We start from the raw sequence: 17,971 nt of genomic DNA, 5'->3' as shown, positions 1-17,971 counted from the left end.
AGGCCTTGGAACGAACACTAAAATATGAAAAGAAATTTATTTATATATATACTATAATAACGTCAATGATAATAATATATTTTTTAGTATCCAAGATACTATATAAATGCGATAGATATATTATATATGGATTGACAATGGTTATAGTAATATATATCATTAATATTATTTTTCACCGGTTAGACTATTTGAAAAATATTCGTGTGTTTTATTTTACCAAACTTGTTCAATTAATTATAACTTCTTTTGTTGTTTTAGAAAGAAACAGATTCCTTTCTAATTCAGCTTGCATCATGTATATTATGTTATGTGTTGAGGTTATCACCATCCTAGGGTTCAAGAGTAAACTTATAAGATATCATACATATGTTTTGGTTATACTACCTTTAGCGATTACCAGTATATATCGTGGAATCACAGGATATTTAAACTTCGTACCACTACTATTCATGTTACAAATTATAATAGTAATAATAGGGGTATACATAATTTTTTACGGGTCTACCGAAGACTTGAAGAATCAAGTAAATATCCAAAAAAAGCTTTGGTTAAGGGCTAAAAATAAAAATGAGGAATTAGTTGTATCAGGACAACAAATTCAATTAGTTCATGACCAGCTAGTTAAGCAGAAGATGGAATTGGAAGAAGCTAATGAAAGATTGAATAGATTTACTGCAGAAATGTATATCCAGAATGAATTACTTAGTTACATAAGTTCTGTTTTGGATATTGATGAATTGATGGAATTGGTTACTGATTCAATACTTGGTGCTATAGGTGTAGATACATGCTCATTAGTTATTTATGATGTTAACCTTAATGCATATCATTACAAAGTTAAATCTACACATGGGAAAGACTATCTAAAATCTTTTATAGACAATATGAAATCGGGTAAATTAGATAAATACTTTAGTATTCGTGACCCTTATATTGATAATGAGGTCATTAAAGGAAAGTACGATTTTACATCTGAGAGAGATGTTGGTTCTATTGTTATAATACCAATACTTAATGACAAAAATACATATGGATTATTAATTGCTGAACATACATCGACTCAAATGATAAATGAAAATAGCATTCAATTTTTTCAAGGTATAGCAAATCAGATTAATATTGCTATAAATAACGCTAATCTATATACTAAAATGGAAGAAATGGCTAAGAGAGATGGTTTGACTTGTGTATACAACAGGAACTACTTACAAAAAATTTTCCATGAGCTTTATGAAGATGCCCGTATCAATCAAAAAGTTTTGTCACTGGCACTTTTTGATATTGATAAATTCAAAAAGGTCAATGATACATATGGACATATATTCGGCGACCAAGTATTAAAAATCATTGCAGACATTTCAGAAAAATATGCCAATAGAAATGGTAGTATCGTTGGGCGTTATGGTGGAGAAGAGTTTGTTATAATATTTCCTAATAAAACGTTGGATGAAGCATACAAAATAATGGAAGAAATCCATAACAGTATTATTAATCAGAAAATATCCCATGATGATAAATTGATTAATATAAATATCAGTACCGGTATTTCTTCTTATCCAAAAGTTTGTAAGAATCCGAAAGATTTATTGAAAAGAGCTGACAATGCAATGTACATCTCAAAAGCGAATGGAAGAGGAAGAATAACTATTGATAATATTAATTTATAATGTATAATATAAGCTATAAACTTTATATGGTTTAAGCCTACTAATCTTTTCTTATAGTATTTAAGAATGAAGATAATATAGAGATAGGAGATTTCAAATGGCACTTAAAATATGTAGTATTGCCAGTGGCAGCAGTGGCAATTGTATATATGTTGGAACAGATAATGTAAATCTGTTAGTTGATTCTGGCATCAGTAAAAAGAAAGTAGAAATTGGTTTGAATGCAATAGGCGTAGATCCACATACTATAGATGGTATATTAATTACTCATGAGCATTCTGACCATATAAAAGGTATTGGTGTATACGCTAGAAAGTACAAAATGCCTATTTATGCCACTAAGAAAACATGGGACGCTACACTTAACTATAGTTCTTTAGGAAAAATTCCAGAAGGTTTGCATGTTGAAATTTTTCCCAATGAGGATTTCATGATAAAGGATATGACTATTCATCCTTTTAATTCATTTCATGATGCCATTGATCCAGTATGCTATACATTTAAGAGCGAAGATAAAAAGATAAGTGTTGCAACAGATTTAGGATGTTATGATGAGTACATAATAGATAATTTGAATGGTTCCAATGTATTATTTATTGAGGCAAACCATGATGTAAAACTTTTAGAAGTTGGAAAATATCCTTATTTCCTTAAAAAAAGGATTATGAGTGATGTAGGGCATTTATCTAATGAAACATCTGGAGAATTAATATCTACATTATATAATGAAACATTATCACATGTGATTTTGGGCCATCTTAGTTTGGAGAATAACTTTCCTGAGTTAGCCTATGAATCAGTTAAAACAGTATTAGCTAATTGTTCACATGTAGATTGTGATAAATTTAATTTATCGGTAGCTTCAAGAAGCAGTCATTCAGAACTAGTTGTAGTATAAGACAGAAAGGAGTAATTTAAGTTATGAAAAGAGGAATTATTACAGTAGTAGGTAAAGATAGAGTAGGAATTATATCGGAGGTTTGTAGCTATCTTGCAAAAGATAATATCAATATTCTTGATATTTCTCAAACAATTGTACAAGGTTTTTTTAACATGATGATGATAGTTGATGTCAATGATATAACAAAACCTTTTGGAGAAGTTGTAGATGAATTGGATAAACTAGGAAATAAGATAGGTGTAACTATAAAACTTCAACATGAAGAGATCTTTAATAAGATGCATAGATTATAACTATTAAATACTACCTGAGAGGATTGAGAATTTTACATGATTAATTCATTAGAAGTACTAGAAACGAATACAATGATATTAAAAGAAAATTTAGATGTCAGGACTATTACAATGGGTATTAATCTTATGGATTGTGCCGATTCTGATATTGATAGATTTAATGAAAATATTTATAATAAAATTACAACTAAGGCTAAAGACCTTGTTAAAGTTGGAGAAGATATTGAGAAAAAATATGGTGTTCCTATAGTAAATAAAAGAATCTCAATAACACCTATAGCAATTGCTGCATCAAGTACTAAGACTGATTCTTATGTATCTATTGCTAAAACATTGGATAAAGCTGCAAAAGAAGTTGGTGTCAATTTTATAGGTGGTTTTTCAGCTATAGTTAGTAAAGGTATGACAGAAAGTGATAAAAAATTAATTAAATCTATTCCAGAAGCTCTTGCTACTACAGAAAGAGTTTGTAGTTCAGTTAATGTAGGATCTACAAAAACTGGAATTAACATGGATGCAGTTAAATTACTTGGAAGTACTATAAAAGAAACAGCAGTTTTAACTAAGGATAGTGATTCAATAGGATGCGCAAAATTTGTTGTCTTTTGTAATGCGCCTGATGATAATCCATTTATGGCTGGTGCTTTTCACGGTGTAAGTGAAGCTGATGCTATTATTAATGTTGGTGTAAGTGGACCTGGTGTTGTCAAAAAGGCTTTGGAAACTTGTAGAGGTAAGGATTTTGAAGAACTATGCGAGACTATCAAGAAGACTGCTTTCAAGATTACTAGAGTTGGACAATTAGTTGCTAAAGAAGCATCTAAAGCTTTAGATGTTCCATTTGGTATAATAGACTTATCACTAGCACCAACACCTGCTATCGGTGATAGTATTGCAGATATTTTACAAGAAATTGGTGTAGATTATGTAGGTGCACCTGGGACTACAGCAGCCCTTGCATTATTGAATGACCAAGTTAAAAAAGGCGGGGTTATGGCATCTTCATATGTTGGTGGACTAAGTGGTGCTTTTATACCAGTTAGTGAAGACCAAGGTATGATAAATGCAGTTAACAAAGGAGCTTTAACAATAGAGAAGCTTGAAGCTATGACATGTGTTTGTTCAGTTGGTCTAGATATGATAGCTATACCAGGAAAAACCAAAGAATCTACAATTTCAGGAATAATTGCAGATGAAATGGCTATTGGTATGATTAATCAAAAGACTACTGCTGTTAGAGTTATACCAGTTATAGGAAAAGATGTTGGCGACCAAGCTGAATTTGGTGGTTTACTAGGTTATGCGCCATTAATGCCAGTAAATGAATTTGGTTGTGATAGACTTATTAATAGAGGCGGTAGAATACCAGCTCCAATCCATAGTTTTAAGAATTAAACTATTAATGGTAAACTTCTCTATGAGCTAAATTAGATTGGGAAGGTGAAAAGGATGAGTAAAATAATAGAAGGTCTAGAACCTAAAAGTGTATTAGAGTATTTTGAGAAGATAAATAATATCCCTAGAGGATCAGGAAATGAAAAAGAGATTAGTGATTATCTTTTGAGTTTTGCTAAAGAAAGAAATCTTGAAGTAATTCAAGATGAAGAACTAAACGTTATTATTAAAAAACCTGGAACAAAAGGTTATGAATCAAGTCCTACTGTAATTCTCCAAGGACATATGGATATGGTTTGTGAGAAGAATTTTGATGTAGAACATGACTTTTTGAAAGATCCTATTGAATTAGTAGTTGATGGAGACTATATCAGTGCTAATGGTACAACATTAGGTGCTGACAATGGTATTGCAGTAGCGTATTGTCTTGCAATTCTTGACTCTAGTGAAATTGAACATCCTCCAATTGAAGTATTTATTACATCAAATGAAGAAGCTGGAATGAATGGAGCTATTGGAGTTGATCCATCCAATTTTTCAGGTAGGATACTAGTGAACCTTGATAGTGAAGAAGAAGGAGAATTTCTAGTAAGCTGTGCTGGAGGTTTAAAAGCTTGTATAAATGTTCCTATCAAGTGGGAACAAGCAGAAGGTACTGCTTATAAAATTATGGTTAAAGGTCTAAAAGGTGGACATTCAGGTAGTGATATCGATAAGAACAGAGCTAATTCTAATCGTATCCTAGGTAGAATATTATATGATTTGAATGATGCTATGGATATTCATGTAGTTGATATATTCGGAGGTTCAAAAGATAATGCTATCCCACGTGAAGCATATGCTAATGTAATTATTCCTGATGGAGAATTTGATAAATTCAATGATATAGTTGATAAGATATCTTCAGATATCAAAAATGAGTTTAAGACAAGTGACAGTGGACTTACTGTAGTTATAACAAAAGAGAATATGGATGAAATTAAAGTAATGGCTAAAGATACTTTAAACAATCTTATTTTCTTATTAACATGCTTGCCAAATGGAATACAGACTATGAGCGCTGATATTGAGGGGCTAGTTGAAAGTTCTCTTAACCTAGGTGTTGTAGTTACTAAGGATGATTCTGTTAAATTAACTATAGCTGTAAGAAGTTCAGTAGGCTCATTGAAAAAAGTAATGGCATATCAATTAGGTTTATTTGCAGAATATGGACATTCTGAGTTTAAAGTAACTGGTGAATATCCAGAATGGGAATATAGAAAAGAATCTAAGGTCAGAGATATATTCGCTAAAACATATGAAGATATGTATGGAAAAAAACCATTAATCAAAGCAATTCATGCTGGTCTTGAATGCGGTGTATTCGATGAAAAGATAGAAGGACTTGATATGATTTCTCTTGGACCTAATATGTATGATGTTCATACACCAGATGAGAGATTGAGTATTTCTTCCACAAAGAGGACTTGGGAATTCTTATTAAATGCTCTAAAAAATATAAAATAGTAAAATATAAATAATAGTAGGGAATAGGATTAATCGTCTTATTCCCTTTATTTTTCTATAATATTTCCTGAACAAATATTAAAAACAGATATTATATTAAATGCAAAACATCTACAATCAATAACTTTAGTGATAGAAGTAAAGACATGGTTATAAAGATAGGTTTTATGATTTTTGCACCTTTTTTTAGAGCAAAAGAAGTTCCTAATCTTGCACCTAGGATACTGAATATTGCTACTGGTATACCATAGGTGAAATTTATTTTCATATTTATCGCAAATAAAAATAATGAAGTAATATTACTTACAAAATTCATTACTCTAGCATTAGCCGAGGCTCTGGTAAACTCAAAACCAAAGAGCTGTATCAATCCAAACATTAAAAAAGAACCTGTACCTGGTCCAAAGAATCCATCATAAAAACCAAGACATAGAGCTAATAATATAAGTAATAAAATTCTTAGTTTAGTTACTTTTTTTAGATTTTCTTTCATTCCTAGAGATTTAGAAAATAATGAATAAACTCCTATGATTAGTACCATTACAAGTATGATACTACTTAGTGTCTGCTCATTGATTTGAAGAGCCACAGTGACACCTATACATGCACCAACCAGTGTAAATGGAATAGCATATTTCAGCAGATTTTTGTTACCATGTCCACTTCTAAGGTATTTTATTGAGCTTGTCAACGAACCACATGCAGCTGAGAATTTATTTGTGCCAAGAACTATATGGGAAGGTAATCCTGCCATATAATATGCTGGTACACTAATTAATCCACCACCTCCTGCAATAGAATCAACAAAGGCTGCAATAAACCCAGCAAAACATAATAATACGATTTTCATTAGTTAAACACTCCTAATTTTAGCAATATAAGAATATTATAAATGATTATAGTAAATAAAGAAAGAAAAAGAATTCATTTAGTCTAATTTTGACTAAATGAATTCAATACATAAGAGATAAATTTAATTATAAACTTCAAATTCCCATATTGAATAACCCCACTTAGTTGCTCGTTCTATGCCTTGCATCTTGATATATCTTCCTTGTTGATTGATAGGTATAGTATCTAGACCACCATCACTGTCACTTTCAGTATATATATCTATCCAGTCAGTTGCATCATCTGAAATTTGTATTTTATATTTTTTACCGAATGCACTTTCCCAATGTATAAGTACCTTACTAATATCTGTTATTTCACCTAAATCAACATAGCACCATGAATTATCATCATAATCACTAGCCCATCTTGTAAGTTTGTTTCCATCAACAGCTAAAGATCCATTAAATGAAGTTGCTGGTTCTACACCTGATACAAAAAATGGCTTGTCTACAGCTAGATTCACAGGTTGATCTATAGTTTCATAAACACAGAAATCATATAAAGAATATCCCCAATTGGTTTTTCTCTCAACACCTTGCATCTTGACATAACGTGCATCTACTCCTGAGAAATCAATAATATCTTCATTTCCGTCAGAATCAACTTCGCTATAGACATCTATCCAGTTTATGGCATCAGTAGATACCTGTATTTTATATTTCTTTCCATATGCAGTTTCCCAGTGCAGTTTAACTTTATTGATATTATAAGTATCAAGTAAATCTACATATATAAATTCATTATCATTGTGATTACTGGACCAACGAGAAGAGGAAAAGCGGTCTACTGCTTTTTCAGGAGTAAAATATGTACCATCTTCTGTTGAAGATGCAGTAACAGGTTTGTTATAAGCTAGATTATTAGGGTCAATAGGAGGTAACTGTTCAGTAGGGGTAAGATTGATACCTGGCGCATTACCAACTTCAAGAGTTCTATTTACAAACTCCTCATAAGTATTAGAATTTTTACCACCCCACAGTTTTTCTGATAAAATCTTTAATGGAGGTTGAATCAGTTTGTCACAATCTTGTTGTGACACAATATTTCTCTTGCCATCTAACCAAATATGAAGTTTAGCACCTAAAAGTTTTTTATGGTTAGGGGTTAACTTATTAGTTTTTGCTCTATTAAAAATATGAGGCTCCCATTGCTCATAGAGAACTGGTAAATCAGGTAACCAGCTGGTATCAGGTACGATATATAGATAGTCGCCAGAAGAATTAATTAATTTGTTACCTCTATTCACATAATTATTTACATCAAAACCACCTTCCCAAACATCAATAATGATATCAGAGTCAGGTACAGTGGTTCCACTTTCGTGATGCCATCCAGTCCATACACGTACATTTTTACCTAGATTCTGAACATAATCAGCCATAGTATTATAGTACTGACGATATTTTTCACCGCCGCCATCATATTCATCACATCCAATATGGAAATCTGGTGCTCGAAATAGAGGGATATATTCATCATATATGGATTGCATAAAGGTATATGTATCTGGATTATGAAGATCTAGATAACGATCACCTTTTGCTGTATTAATTAGGTCAGGGCGAATCTTAGTATAGGGTCTAGCATGGGATGGGGAATCAAATTCAGGAGTTATGGTTATACCATATATATCTCCTAAATCCTGGAGAGCGATTACTTCCTGCTTTGTATAACTGCCATCTGTTGCTGTTATATTAGGATAAGTTGTACTTTCGATTCTAAAAGCCCAATAGCCATCATACCAGTCATCTGTCCAGTGAATATGAAAGTCATTCATCTTAAACCATGACATTAGTTTTACATAGTCTCTTAGGAAATCCATTGTAAAATATTTTCTGGATACATCAATCATAAAAGCACGTTCTTCATACATAGGGTAATCCCTAATATCACCTTTAGGAATAGAATCTTTTGTATTATCTGCCACTAATATTTGAAGAAGAGACCGTGTTCCGTAGAAGGCACCATCAGCTGTATTAGCTTTTATGGTCAATATATTGTCTATATCCATAAGATAACCTTCTGTACCAATATTTGTGTCCTGACAATCTAGAGTAATATATATGTCCGAATCAGTTGGATTATTAGAAGTTAGTATAGATAAATCTAAATCATTATTGATAAGCTTTATTTCATCTTTAAATGAGGTCATTCTAGTTAATAATTCTGTTTCATAATTTGGATCAATACATATACGTGATTGTGGGGTAAGGGTAAATAAACCTGTATTTCCAATCCATTCTCGTAGTGCAGGAATTACATTAGGTTGAGGATTGGTGCTGTTCGCTGATGTTGGTAGTGAATTGAATAGAGAAAAAACTAGTAATAGAATTAATAATAAGTAGGTATAACGTCTGGAAATTTTTTTGGAAAATCTCATATTATAATACCTCCATATAATTTTATATACAAAAACTGTTTTACAAAATGATTATAAGAATAAAAGTGGAGTATAATTTTGGCAGTAAAACAATTTTTGATTTTGTGTATAAATAAAGCATTAGCATTACATATATGTACAACATGGGTACATAATATATAAAGCTAATGCCTATAAATCATAGTAACACGCTTAGATATAATATTATTTATCTGTAATTATAAATAACCTATTGAAGTAATTTATAATTCTAAATATTAAGGTTTATATACTAAATCTACTATATTATTAAGATAGTGTCAAGAATTTTGTGTGAACAATTACTTAAACTTTTAGTTTTTTAGTAGAGTATTAGATTTTAAATTGGTGGAAACCTTTTTTACCTTTTTTAATTAACAAGGTTCCATCTTCTTTGAAATCATCCACTGTGATCATTCTATCTATACCATCAACTTTAATATCATTCACCCTAACGCCACCTTGTTGAACCATACGACGTCCTTCAGAACGAGTAGGTACAAGTTTCGCTTTTATAAGGGCTGATATAATATCCATTCCTTCACCTTCAAATTCATCTTTCATGACTTCAGTAGTAGGGATGGAACCGCTCTTAGCGCCACCAGTAAATAATGCTTTTGCTGCTTCCATAGCTTGTTTTGCAATCTCTTCACCATGTACTATTTTAGTGATTTCAAAAGCAAGAACTTCTTTTGCTTTATTTATTTCTGCGTCTTTTAATGCACCAAGACGTTTAACTTCATCCATAGGTAAAAATGTCAGAAGGCTAAGACATTCTTGAACTTTTGCATCTTCTACATTTCTCCAATATTGATAGAACTCATAAGGTGTTGTTTTTGCTTTATCCAACCATACTGCACCTTTTTCAGTTTTACCCATTTTTTTACCTTCACTTGTAGTAAGAAGTTTGAAAGTCATTCCAAATGCAGGTTTTTGCTCTTTACGTCTTATTAACTCAACACCACCTAGAATATTAGACCATTGGTCGTTACCGCCTAATTGAAGGGAACAGTTATATTCTCTATTAAGTGCCAAAAAGTCATAAGACTGCATTAACATATAATTGAATTCCAAGAAAGTAAGTCCTTTTTCCATTCTGGATTTATAACATTCAGCAGTTAACATTCTATTAACTGAAAAATTAACCCCGATTTCACGTAAGAAATCAACATAGTTAAGATCAAGAAGCCAATCAGCATTATTGACCATGATTGCTTTATCATCTTCAAAATCAATAAACTTGGATAATTGTTCTTTGAATCTTTCTGCATTACTATTGATTTGATCTTTAGTCATCATTTTACGCATATCAGATTTACCAGTTGGGTCACCAACCATTGTTGTTCCACCACCAATAAGAATAATTGGTCTATGTCCAGCTCTTTGCATATGAGCCATTGCCATTACTGGTAAAAAGTGACCTACAGTTAAACTATCAGCAGTTGGATCAAATCCTATATAAAATGTGACTTTCTCATTTTCTAACAATTCTTTTATTTCTTTTTCATGGGTTGTTTGTTCAATAAACCCTCTTTCCATTAACACATCGTATGCGCTCATTACGAATCCTCCTAATGTTTCTTTTTTCATTATTTATAATCCTATCATAAGTTATGTCATGATTCAAGTATTTTTAGAATACACTATAACTCATAAAAGCTGTACTTTTGCATATATATAGATAAAGAAAGTTAAACAAGTTATCTTATGAGATAAAAATAATATTTTATTATAGTTTTATTATTGATCTAGATAAGTATTGAGGTAAGAGGGGATGATTAGATGTGTGGAATTGCTGGATGGGTTAATTATAATAAGAATATTAGTGAAAAAAGAAGTGTTATCCATAACATGACAAACCAATTGGTTCATAGGGGACCAGATGAATATGGTTTCTATTATAAAACCAATGTCTTGTTGGGTCATAGAAGATTAGTAGTTATTGATCCTGATGGTGGCAAACAGCCAATGACCAAAAAAATAGGAGAACATGAATATACTATTGTTTATAATGGAGAAATATATAATACTAATGAATTAAGAGAAAAACTATCTCAAAAGGGTTATAAGTTCGAGTCTCATTGTGACACTGAAGTGGTTTTAGTTTCTTATATAGAATGGGGTGAAGATTGTACTACATACCTTAATGGAATATTTGCTTTTGGTATATGGGAAGAAAAATCAAAATCCCTGTTCCTAGCAAGAGACAGGTTAGGTGTAAAACCTTTATTCTATGCTTATATCAATGGGTCATTCATATTTGGCTCTGAAATAAAAGCTTTATTGGAATTCCCTGGATTAGAACCTGTAATTAATGAAAATGGGCTATTAGAGTTGTTCAGTCTTGGACCAAGTAGAGTACTTGGCAGTGGTGTTTTTAAAAATATCTATGAGTTGAAACCTAGCGAATTTATTATTTTAACTTCAAAGAATTTGTATAAGCATATATATTGGAAGCCAATAACCAGTTATCATACAGAAAATGATGAAGACACTTTTGAACATACAGCATATTTAGTTGAAGATTCAATAAAGAAACAACTTATTTCAGATGTACCTATATGTACATTTTTATCTGGAGGACTAGATTCAAGTGGTATTTCATCTATAGCCTCTGAGTTTTTTAAGAATCAATCTAAAAAGCTCACTACTTATTCTATAGATTACGAAGACAACGATAAGTTTTTTGTAGCCTCTGATTTTCAACCAAGCAATGATAATATCTGGGTTAAGCGTGTCAATGAATACATTGGTTCCCAGCATAAAAAAATCACTATAAATAACGATATGCTGGTAAAAGCACTACAAGATGCTGTTATAGCGTATGATCTGCCTGGTATGGCTGATATCGATTCATCGCTTATGCTATTCTGTGGCAAGGTAAAAAATGATCATACAGTGGCATTATCTGGAGAATGTGCTGATGAGATATTCGGGGGATATCCTTGGTTCAGGAAACAGGAAGATGTATATTATGATGGTTTCCCATGGAACAGATACATAAATGAAAGAAAATCCTTCCTATCAAAAGAATTAAATAAGTTAAAATTAGAGGAATTTGCCAATACTAAATATATGGACACTATCAGCGATATTGAATTCTTGGATAATGAAACAGAGCATGAGAAAAGAATCAAGAAACTTACATATATTAATCTAAAATGGTTTATGCTAACATTATTGACACGTAAGGACAGGATGAGTATGTATAAGAGCCTAGAGGTCAGAGTACCATATGCTGATCATAGAATAGTAGAATATACTTGGAATATACCTTGGCGAATCAAAAACCATAATAATATAGAAAAAGGTTTATTAAGAAAAGTTCTTAGCTCATATTTGCCAGAAGATGTAACCTATAGGAAGAAATCACCTTATCCTAAAACTTATAATCCTGAATACAGTAATTCAGTAAAATCATTACTAAAAAATATATTAGATGATAAAAATAGTCCTATTCATAATCTTATTGATACTAAAAATGTATATAATCTAATTAATAATGATGGAGAAACATTTATAACACCATGGTTTGGACAATTGATGAAAGAACCACAATTCATTGCTTACCTGATTCAACTTAACTATTGGCTTGAACACTATAAGATAAAAATTGATTATTAAACGGATTTTGAGATGATTAGTTAATTTGGTTGATATGTGAAGGGAATGAGATATAAATGAAAAAAAAGAATGTCAGAAGAAGGAACAACAGATATAATTCAAGAAACCGAAAAAAAGAAGACACCTATTCAAGTAAACTAGCTATAAAGATTTTTATATCTTTCGTAATACTGCTATCAACACTTTATCTAAAAAAATATGAAATAAAAATCGGTGAATTTGATGTAAACAGTATTTATGAAGTATTGTATTATAATGAAGACTTTGCTGAGTTATCAAATAAAGTGTTAAAAATCGGTGATGAAACTGCGGTCAAAGATTTTTTGAATTAATATTATAAGTCAAAATTAATTATAGTGGGGCTGCCTTAAAATACATTTATAATACCTATTAATAATAGATGTATTCTTAAGCAGTCCTTTTATATTTAAATTATAGTTGTTATATTTCGGGTTTTATTATATTATTATATAAGTTAAATAAACTAATATAATACTCATAGATTAAAGGAGTTAACCAATAAAATGGATAAAAAGTTAAAACTTACAGATGATATTTTACTTAGTGTGGAAAAACCTGCAAGATATTTAGGTAATGAAATTAATGTTGTAGGTAAAGATATTAATGACATAGATATTAGATTTGCTTTATGTTTTCCTGATGTCTATGAAATAGGTATGTCCCATGTTGGATTATCTATACTTTATGATTTCCTTAATAAAAGGGAAGATACTTTTTGTGAACGTGTATTTTCTCCTTGGGATGACCTTGAAAAAATAATGAGAGAAAAAAATATTGAGCTTTTCAGTTTGGAATCACAAGATGATATAAAAGCTTTTGATTTTCTTGGATTCACAGTTCAATATGAAATGAGTTATACTAACATATTAAATACCATAGATTTATCAGGTATGGCAGTGTACAGTAAGGATAGATCAGAAGATGATCCTATTGTATGTGCTGGTGGTCCATGTACTTATAATCCTGAACCAATAGCAGATTTTATAGACTTTTTCTATATTGGAGAGGCAGAGACTACATTATCAGAAATCCTTGATCTATATAAGATTCATAAGAACAATGGAGGTACTAAAGAAGAATTCTTAATTAAACTGTTAGATATAGAAGGGGTATATGTTCCAAAATTCTATGATGTCACTTACAAAGAAAATGGTGAAATCAAAGATTTTAAGCCTAATCATAAAAATGCTAAGGCTAAGATTAAGAAGCAAATAGTGATGGATTTAACTAATGCACCTTATCCAAGCAAACCTTTAGTCCCACTTATTCAGACTGTTCATGATAGAGTAGTTTTAGAATTATTTAGAGGATGTGCTAGAGGATGCAGATTCTGTCAAGCAGGTATGATATATCGTCCTCTAAGAGAAAAAGATGTAAATGTTCTTAAGAAACAAGCTACTGAATTAATTAAAAATACAGGACATGATGAAATATCACTTATTTCATTAAGTTCAAGTGATTATACAGGTTTAGAAGAATTAACTAATTATTTGATAGATGAATTCGGTAATGATAAGCATGTCAATCTTTCTTTGCCATCACTTAGAATTGATAAATTCTCATTAGATATTATGAGCAAAGTACAAGAGTTAAGAAAAAGCAGTATTACCTTTGCTCCTGAAGCAGGCTCACAAAGATTAAGAGATGTAATAAACAAAGGTATCACAGAAGAAGATATATTGTCAGGTTCTTCACAGGCATTTAAAGGTGGTTGGACAAGAGTAAAATTATATTTTATGCTTGGACTTCCAACTGAAAATTATGAAGATATAGAAGCTATTGCAAAACTTGGACAAGATATAGTAGAAGAGTATTATAAATTGCCAAAAGAAGTTAGAAAAAGAAAACCACAAATAGTTGTGAGTACATCTTTTTTTGTTCCAAAAGCTTTCACACCATTTCAATGGACAGCACAGGATACTTATGAGACTTTTATGGAAAAGCAAACATTTCTCAATAAGAAGATAAATAAAAAGAGTATCAAATATAACTGCCATGATGCAAAAACCAGTATGTTGGAAGGTGTAATGGCTAGAGGTGATAGGAAAATATCAAAAGTCATATACAGCGCATGGAAAAATGGTGCTACATTCGATGCTTGGTCAGAATTCTTCAGATTTGAAAACTGGGAGAATGCTTTTGAAGAAAATGATATAGATCCGTTATTTTACTCTTCAAGAGAAAGAGATTTTGAAGAAATATTACCTTGGGATTTCATAGATACAGGAGTTACAAAAGAATTTTTATATAGAGAATACTTACGTGCCAAAGAAGGAATCGTTAGTGAAAATTGTATTGATTCTTGTATGAATTGTGGAGCTAAAAGTTTTGGTGGAGGTATTTGCTATGTTGATTAGAATAAAATTCGCAAAAGAAGGTACAATGAAATTTATTGGACATTTGGATTTGATAAGAAACTTTCAAAGAGTATTCAAGAAAGCTGAATTTCCAATTGCATATTCAGAAGGGTTTAACCCACATCCAATTATGTCTATAGGAGCACCACTTTCTGTAGGTATAACCAGTGAGGCGGAATACTTGGATGTTAAGATTAAGGAAGACATTGATATAAATTATCAAATCAAAAATCTTGATTTACATGCACCGGAGGGAATTAAAATTCTTGATATTACTGTACTCCCTGAGAAAGCTAAAAGTGCTATGGCATTAATTGATGCTGCTAAATATAAGATTACCGTTAATAATATTACTATTACTGATGACATGATAAATAACCTAATGTCCAAGAATAATATAATTATTACTAAAAAAAATAAAAAGAATGTTCTAAAAGAAATAGATATAAAACCAGGAATCTTCAATATCGCATTAGGAGAAGATGGCGATTTATTATTGCTAATTGCTACTGGTAGTAGAATGAATGTTAAACCTGAAATCGTGTTGGATAATCTATGTAAGGTTAATGATATAGAGTACAATAAGTTTGATTTCAAAATTCACAGACAGGAAATATATTATATCAGTGACAATAAGTTTCTTCCCTTGGATAAGATATTATAGGAGTGTTAAAATGCCATATAAATTAGTTGTTGCAAAAGATGAAGATATTGTATACAGTGCATTATTGGATGGAAATAGAAGATTGATAGAGCTTGGTATAAATGAAGAAGACAGTAATGATCTTATTGGGAAAATATATATAGGTAAAGTCGTCAATGTAATAAAAGGTATGAATGCAGCATTCATCAATATTGGACGAAGCAAAAATGCTTATATGTCCCTTGATAACAGTTCAGATATATTTTATACCAAGAGTAATGCATCTAATAAGCTCTCAAATGGTGATGAGATAATGGTTCAAATAATAAAAGAAGAGCATGGTAGTAAGGGATGTGTTGTATCACCAAATATATCTCTTACAGGTCGTTATGTGGTGCTTACTAAAGGGAAAAATTTCATTGGATTATCAGGTAAGATAAAGGGAGAAAATGAAAGGAAACGTCTTAAGGATATATTAGAAAAATACGTTACGGAATCTTATGGTTTTATTATTAGAACCAATGCTTATAAAATACAAGAAGAGCTTATTGAAAATGAAGTGGAAGAACTAGTTACAAGATATAATTCTATCATAGATACTGCTAAGTATAGAACATGTTATACGGAGATATATAAAGGTATTAACTCGGTGCTGAAATTTGTTAGAGATATGTACGATATTGATATAGTCGAATATATATTTGATGATAAAGAATTATATCAAGAAGTTAGGTCTTATTTCGAAAAAACTAATCCAGAGCTGATGGATAAAATAAGGTTGTACAAAGATAAAAATCTTTCTTTGATGAATCTATATGGATTGAATGATAAGATTAGAAAAGCTTTGTGCGAAAGAGTTTGGTTAAAATCTGGAGGTTGTATCGTTATTCAGCCTACTGAAGCATTGGTTTCTATTGATGTAAATACAGCCAAATTCACTGGTAAAAAGAATCTTGAAGAAACTATATTCAAGACCAATATTGAAGCTGCAAAGGAAATAGCTCATCAGATAAGACTTAGAAACCTATCGGGTATAATTGTTGTTGATTTCATTGACATGAAAAATAAAGAACATAATCAACAGCTTTTGAGAGAACTAAGTTCATATGTTAAAAAGGATAGGAACAAAGTTTTTGTGGTAGGAATGACAGGATTAGGTCTTGTTGAGATGACAAGAAAGAAAACTAATAAACCTCTGTATCAACAATTAGCCAATAAATAAGATAAACTCTGTTTAGAGGATATATATAACATAATATCCCTAAACAGAGTCCTTATTATTTTACTTGCATTTTATATCATATAGTACAATAACACATATATGATAATAGTGTAAAATCTGATATGCAGATTATAAACCAGCTGTATTTATATTCATCCAATAGATATTCTTTTAATCTATATTGTAATGACTTGGTTGATATCCATTACCTTGACTTTACAAGAAGCTGATTCTTGAAATTTATATGGATCTGCCTTAATAGGTGGAAAAGTATTATAGTGCATAGGTATCGCCAAATCAGGTTTTACAAAGTCTACTGCTTTACAAGCATCAGGTATATCCATTGTAAAATTACCCCCTATGGGTAACAAAGCTGCATTGACATGTTCATCTTCTAACAGTTTCATATCTAGTGTGAGTCCTGTGTCACCTGCATGATATATTTTGATACCATCATAATTAATTAAAAATCCACATGGATTCCCTGCATAAATGATTTCTTGGTCAGTTGTGATTACACAGGAACCATGAAGAGCATTAGTCATTTTGATGGATACATCATCTATTATTGCACTTCCTCCAATATGCATAGTATGTACAGATATGTTTTTGTTGTTAAATAATAGATAGTTGCCTAATTCAAAATTGGTAATGATAGTTGCATTAGTCTTTATAGCTAGTTCAACAGCATCACCTAAATGGTCTCCATGACCATGGGTTACAAATATATGATTAAGATTTTTAAAGTCATCAACTGTAGCTGTACATTGTGGGTTATCTGTTATGAAAGGGTCAATTATGGCACTGTAATTCCCAGCTTCCATATAAAAAGCAGAATGCCCTAGATACTTTATGTTCATACTAATCGCTCCTTACTTAATTTTTAATAATATCTCCAAAATTTATTTTACCATAAAAATGTATTTATGACCTAAAATAATATAATTTTCCAGTTTTAAGCTTAAAACCGTAAAAATCCTTGACATTTGTAGTGAATTATGGTAAAGTTTTTGAGTGGTATAGCCGCACGAAGAGGTTATAAGATTTCTT

General features: G+C 30.9%; 14 protein-coding genes and 1 other annotated feature (1 of these 15 cut by a window edge). Of the genes, 10 read left to right on the top strand and 4 right to left on the bottom strand.

Features of this window, described 5'->3' with window-relative positions; translation table 11 throughout:
• Positions 1–5: 5 nt before the first annotated feature.
• From HYG85_RS23200 to HYG85_RS23180, 5 genes are all read left to right on the top strand, one after another.
• On the top strand, positions 6–1,667 hold the full coding sequence (locus tag HYG85_RS23200; RefSeq protein ID WP_212691618.1) for a sensor domain-containing diguanylate cyclase: 1,662 nt from the start codon (positions 6–8) through the stop codon (positions 1,665–1,667).
• A 97-nt stretch (positions 1,668–1,764) separates the two neighbouring features.
• Entirely contained in the window at positions 1,765–2,565 is an 801-nt protein-coding gene (locus tag HYG85_RS23195) for an MBL fold metallo-hydrolase (RefSeq protein ID WP_113675003.1), read from the top strand.
• Positions 2,566–2,588: 23 nt separating this feature from the next.
• On the top strand, positions 2,589–2,861 hold the full coding sequence (locus HYG85_RS23190; protein WP_212691617.1) for an ACT domain-containing protein: 273 nt from the start codon (positions 2,589–2,591) through the stop codon (positions 2,859–2,861).
• Positions 2,862–2,897: 36 nt separating this feature from the next.
• Positions 2,898–4,256 (top strand): PFL family protein, encoded by a 1,359-nt coding sequence (locus HYG85_RS23185; RefSeq protein ID WP_212691616.1) that lies wholly within the window; start codon positions 2,898–2,900, stop codon positions 4,254–4,256.
• A gap of 54 nt (positions 4,257–4,310) precedes the next feature.
• Complete coding sequence (locus HYG85_RS23180; RefSeq protein WP_212691615.1) at positions 4,311–5,762, top strand: aminoacyl-histidine dipeptidase; 1,452 nt, start codon at positions 4,311–4,313, stop codon at positions 5,760–5,762.
• Between the two features lie 91 nt (positions 5,763–5,853).
• Here the strand turns inward: HYG85_RS23180 and HYG85_RS23175 are convergent, their stop codons facing one another.
• The 3 genes from HYG85_RS23175 to tyrS all read right to left on the bottom strand — a co-directional run bounded on the left by HYG85_RS23175 (position 5,854) and on the right by tyrS (position 10,614).
• Positions 5,854–6,612: a TSUP family transporter gene (locus HYG85_RS23175; protein WP_113675007.1), complete on the bottom strand. Its 759-nt coding sequence runs from the start codon at positions 6,610–6,612 to the stop codon at positions 5,854–5,856.
• Between the two features lie 123 nt (positions 6,613–6,735).
• Positions 6,736–9,036 carry a discoidin domain-containing protein gene (locus HYG85_RS23170; RefSeq protein ID WP_212691614.1) on the bottom strand — a complete coding sequence of 767 codons (2,301 nt, stop codon included), beginning with the start codon at positions 9,034–9,036 and terminating at the stop codon, positions 6,736–6,738.
• Positions 9,037–9,387: 351 nt separating this feature from the next.
• Positions 9,388–10,614, bottom strand: coding sequence for a tyrosine--tRNA ligase (gene tyrS, locus HYG85_RS23165; protein ID WP_212693824.1), 1,227 nt, complete (start codon positions 10,612–10,614; stop codon positions 9,388–9,390).
• A 222-nt stretch (positions 10,615–10,836) separates the two neighbouring features.
• Here tyrS and asnB point away from each other — a divergent pair, with 222 nt between their 5' ends.
• From asnB to HYG85_RS23140, 5 genes are all read left to right on the top strand, one after another.
• The gene (gene asnB / locus HYG85_RS23160; protein ID WP_212691613.1) at positions 10,837–12,678 is read left to right on the top strand and encodes an asparagine synthase (glutamine-hydrolyzing); all 1,842 of its coding nucleotides are present in this window, start codon (positions 10,837–10,839) and stop codon (positions 12,676–12,678) included.
• Positions 12,679–12,734: 56 nt separating this feature from the next.
• Complete coding sequence (locus HYG85_RS23155; RefSeq protein ID WP_113675011.1) at positions 12,735–13,010, top strand: hypothetical protein; 276 nt, start codon at positions 12,735–12,737, stop codon at positions 13,008–13,010.
• A gap of 192 nt (positions 13,011–13,202) precedes the next feature.
• Complete coding sequence (locus HYG85_RS23150) at positions 13,203–15,056, top strand: TIGR03960 family B12-binding radical SAM protein (protein ID WP_212691612.1); 1,854 nt, start codon at positions 13,203–13,205, stop codon at positions 15,054–15,056.
• Positions 15,046–15,720, top strand: a complete 675-nt coding sequence (locus tag HYG85_RS23145; protein ID WP_212691611.1) for a TIGR03936 family radical SAM-associated protein — start codon at positions 15,046–15,048, stop codon at positions 15,718–15,720. Before HYG85_RS23150 ends, HYG85_RS23145 begins: the two co-directional genes overlap by 11 nt.
• Positions 15,721–15,730: 10 nt before the next feature.
• On the top strand, positions 15,731–16,921 hold the full coding sequence (locus HYG85_RS23140; protein ID WP_212691610.1) for an Rne/Rng family ribonuclease: 1,191 nt from the start codon (positions 15,731–15,733) through the stop codon (positions 16,919–16,921).
• A 176-nt stretch (positions 16,922–17,097) separates the two neighbouring features.
• Here HYG85_RS23140 and HYG85_RS23135 read toward each other — a convergent pair whose 3' ends face one another.
• Positions 17,098–17,781, bottom strand: coding sequence for a metal-dependent hydrolase (locus HYG85_RS23135; protein WP_212691609.1), 684 nt, complete (start codon positions 17,779–17,781; stop codon positions 17,098–17,100).
• A gap of 151 nt (positions 17,782–17,932) precedes the next feature.
• Positions 17,933–17,971, top strand: a sequence feature (ribosomal protein L21 leader region) (it continues 35 nt past the right edge of the window).

Origin of the sequence: Vallitalea guaymasensis, from assembly GCF_018141425.1 — a bacterium.
Taxonomy (GTDB): domain Bacteria; phylum Bacillota; class Clostridia; order Lachnospirales; family Vallitaleaceae; genus Vallitalea; species Vallitalea guaymasensis.
The sequence above is the reverse complement of the archived record's forward strand: the minus strand, read 5'-3'. Positions and strand labels throughout refer to the sequence as shown.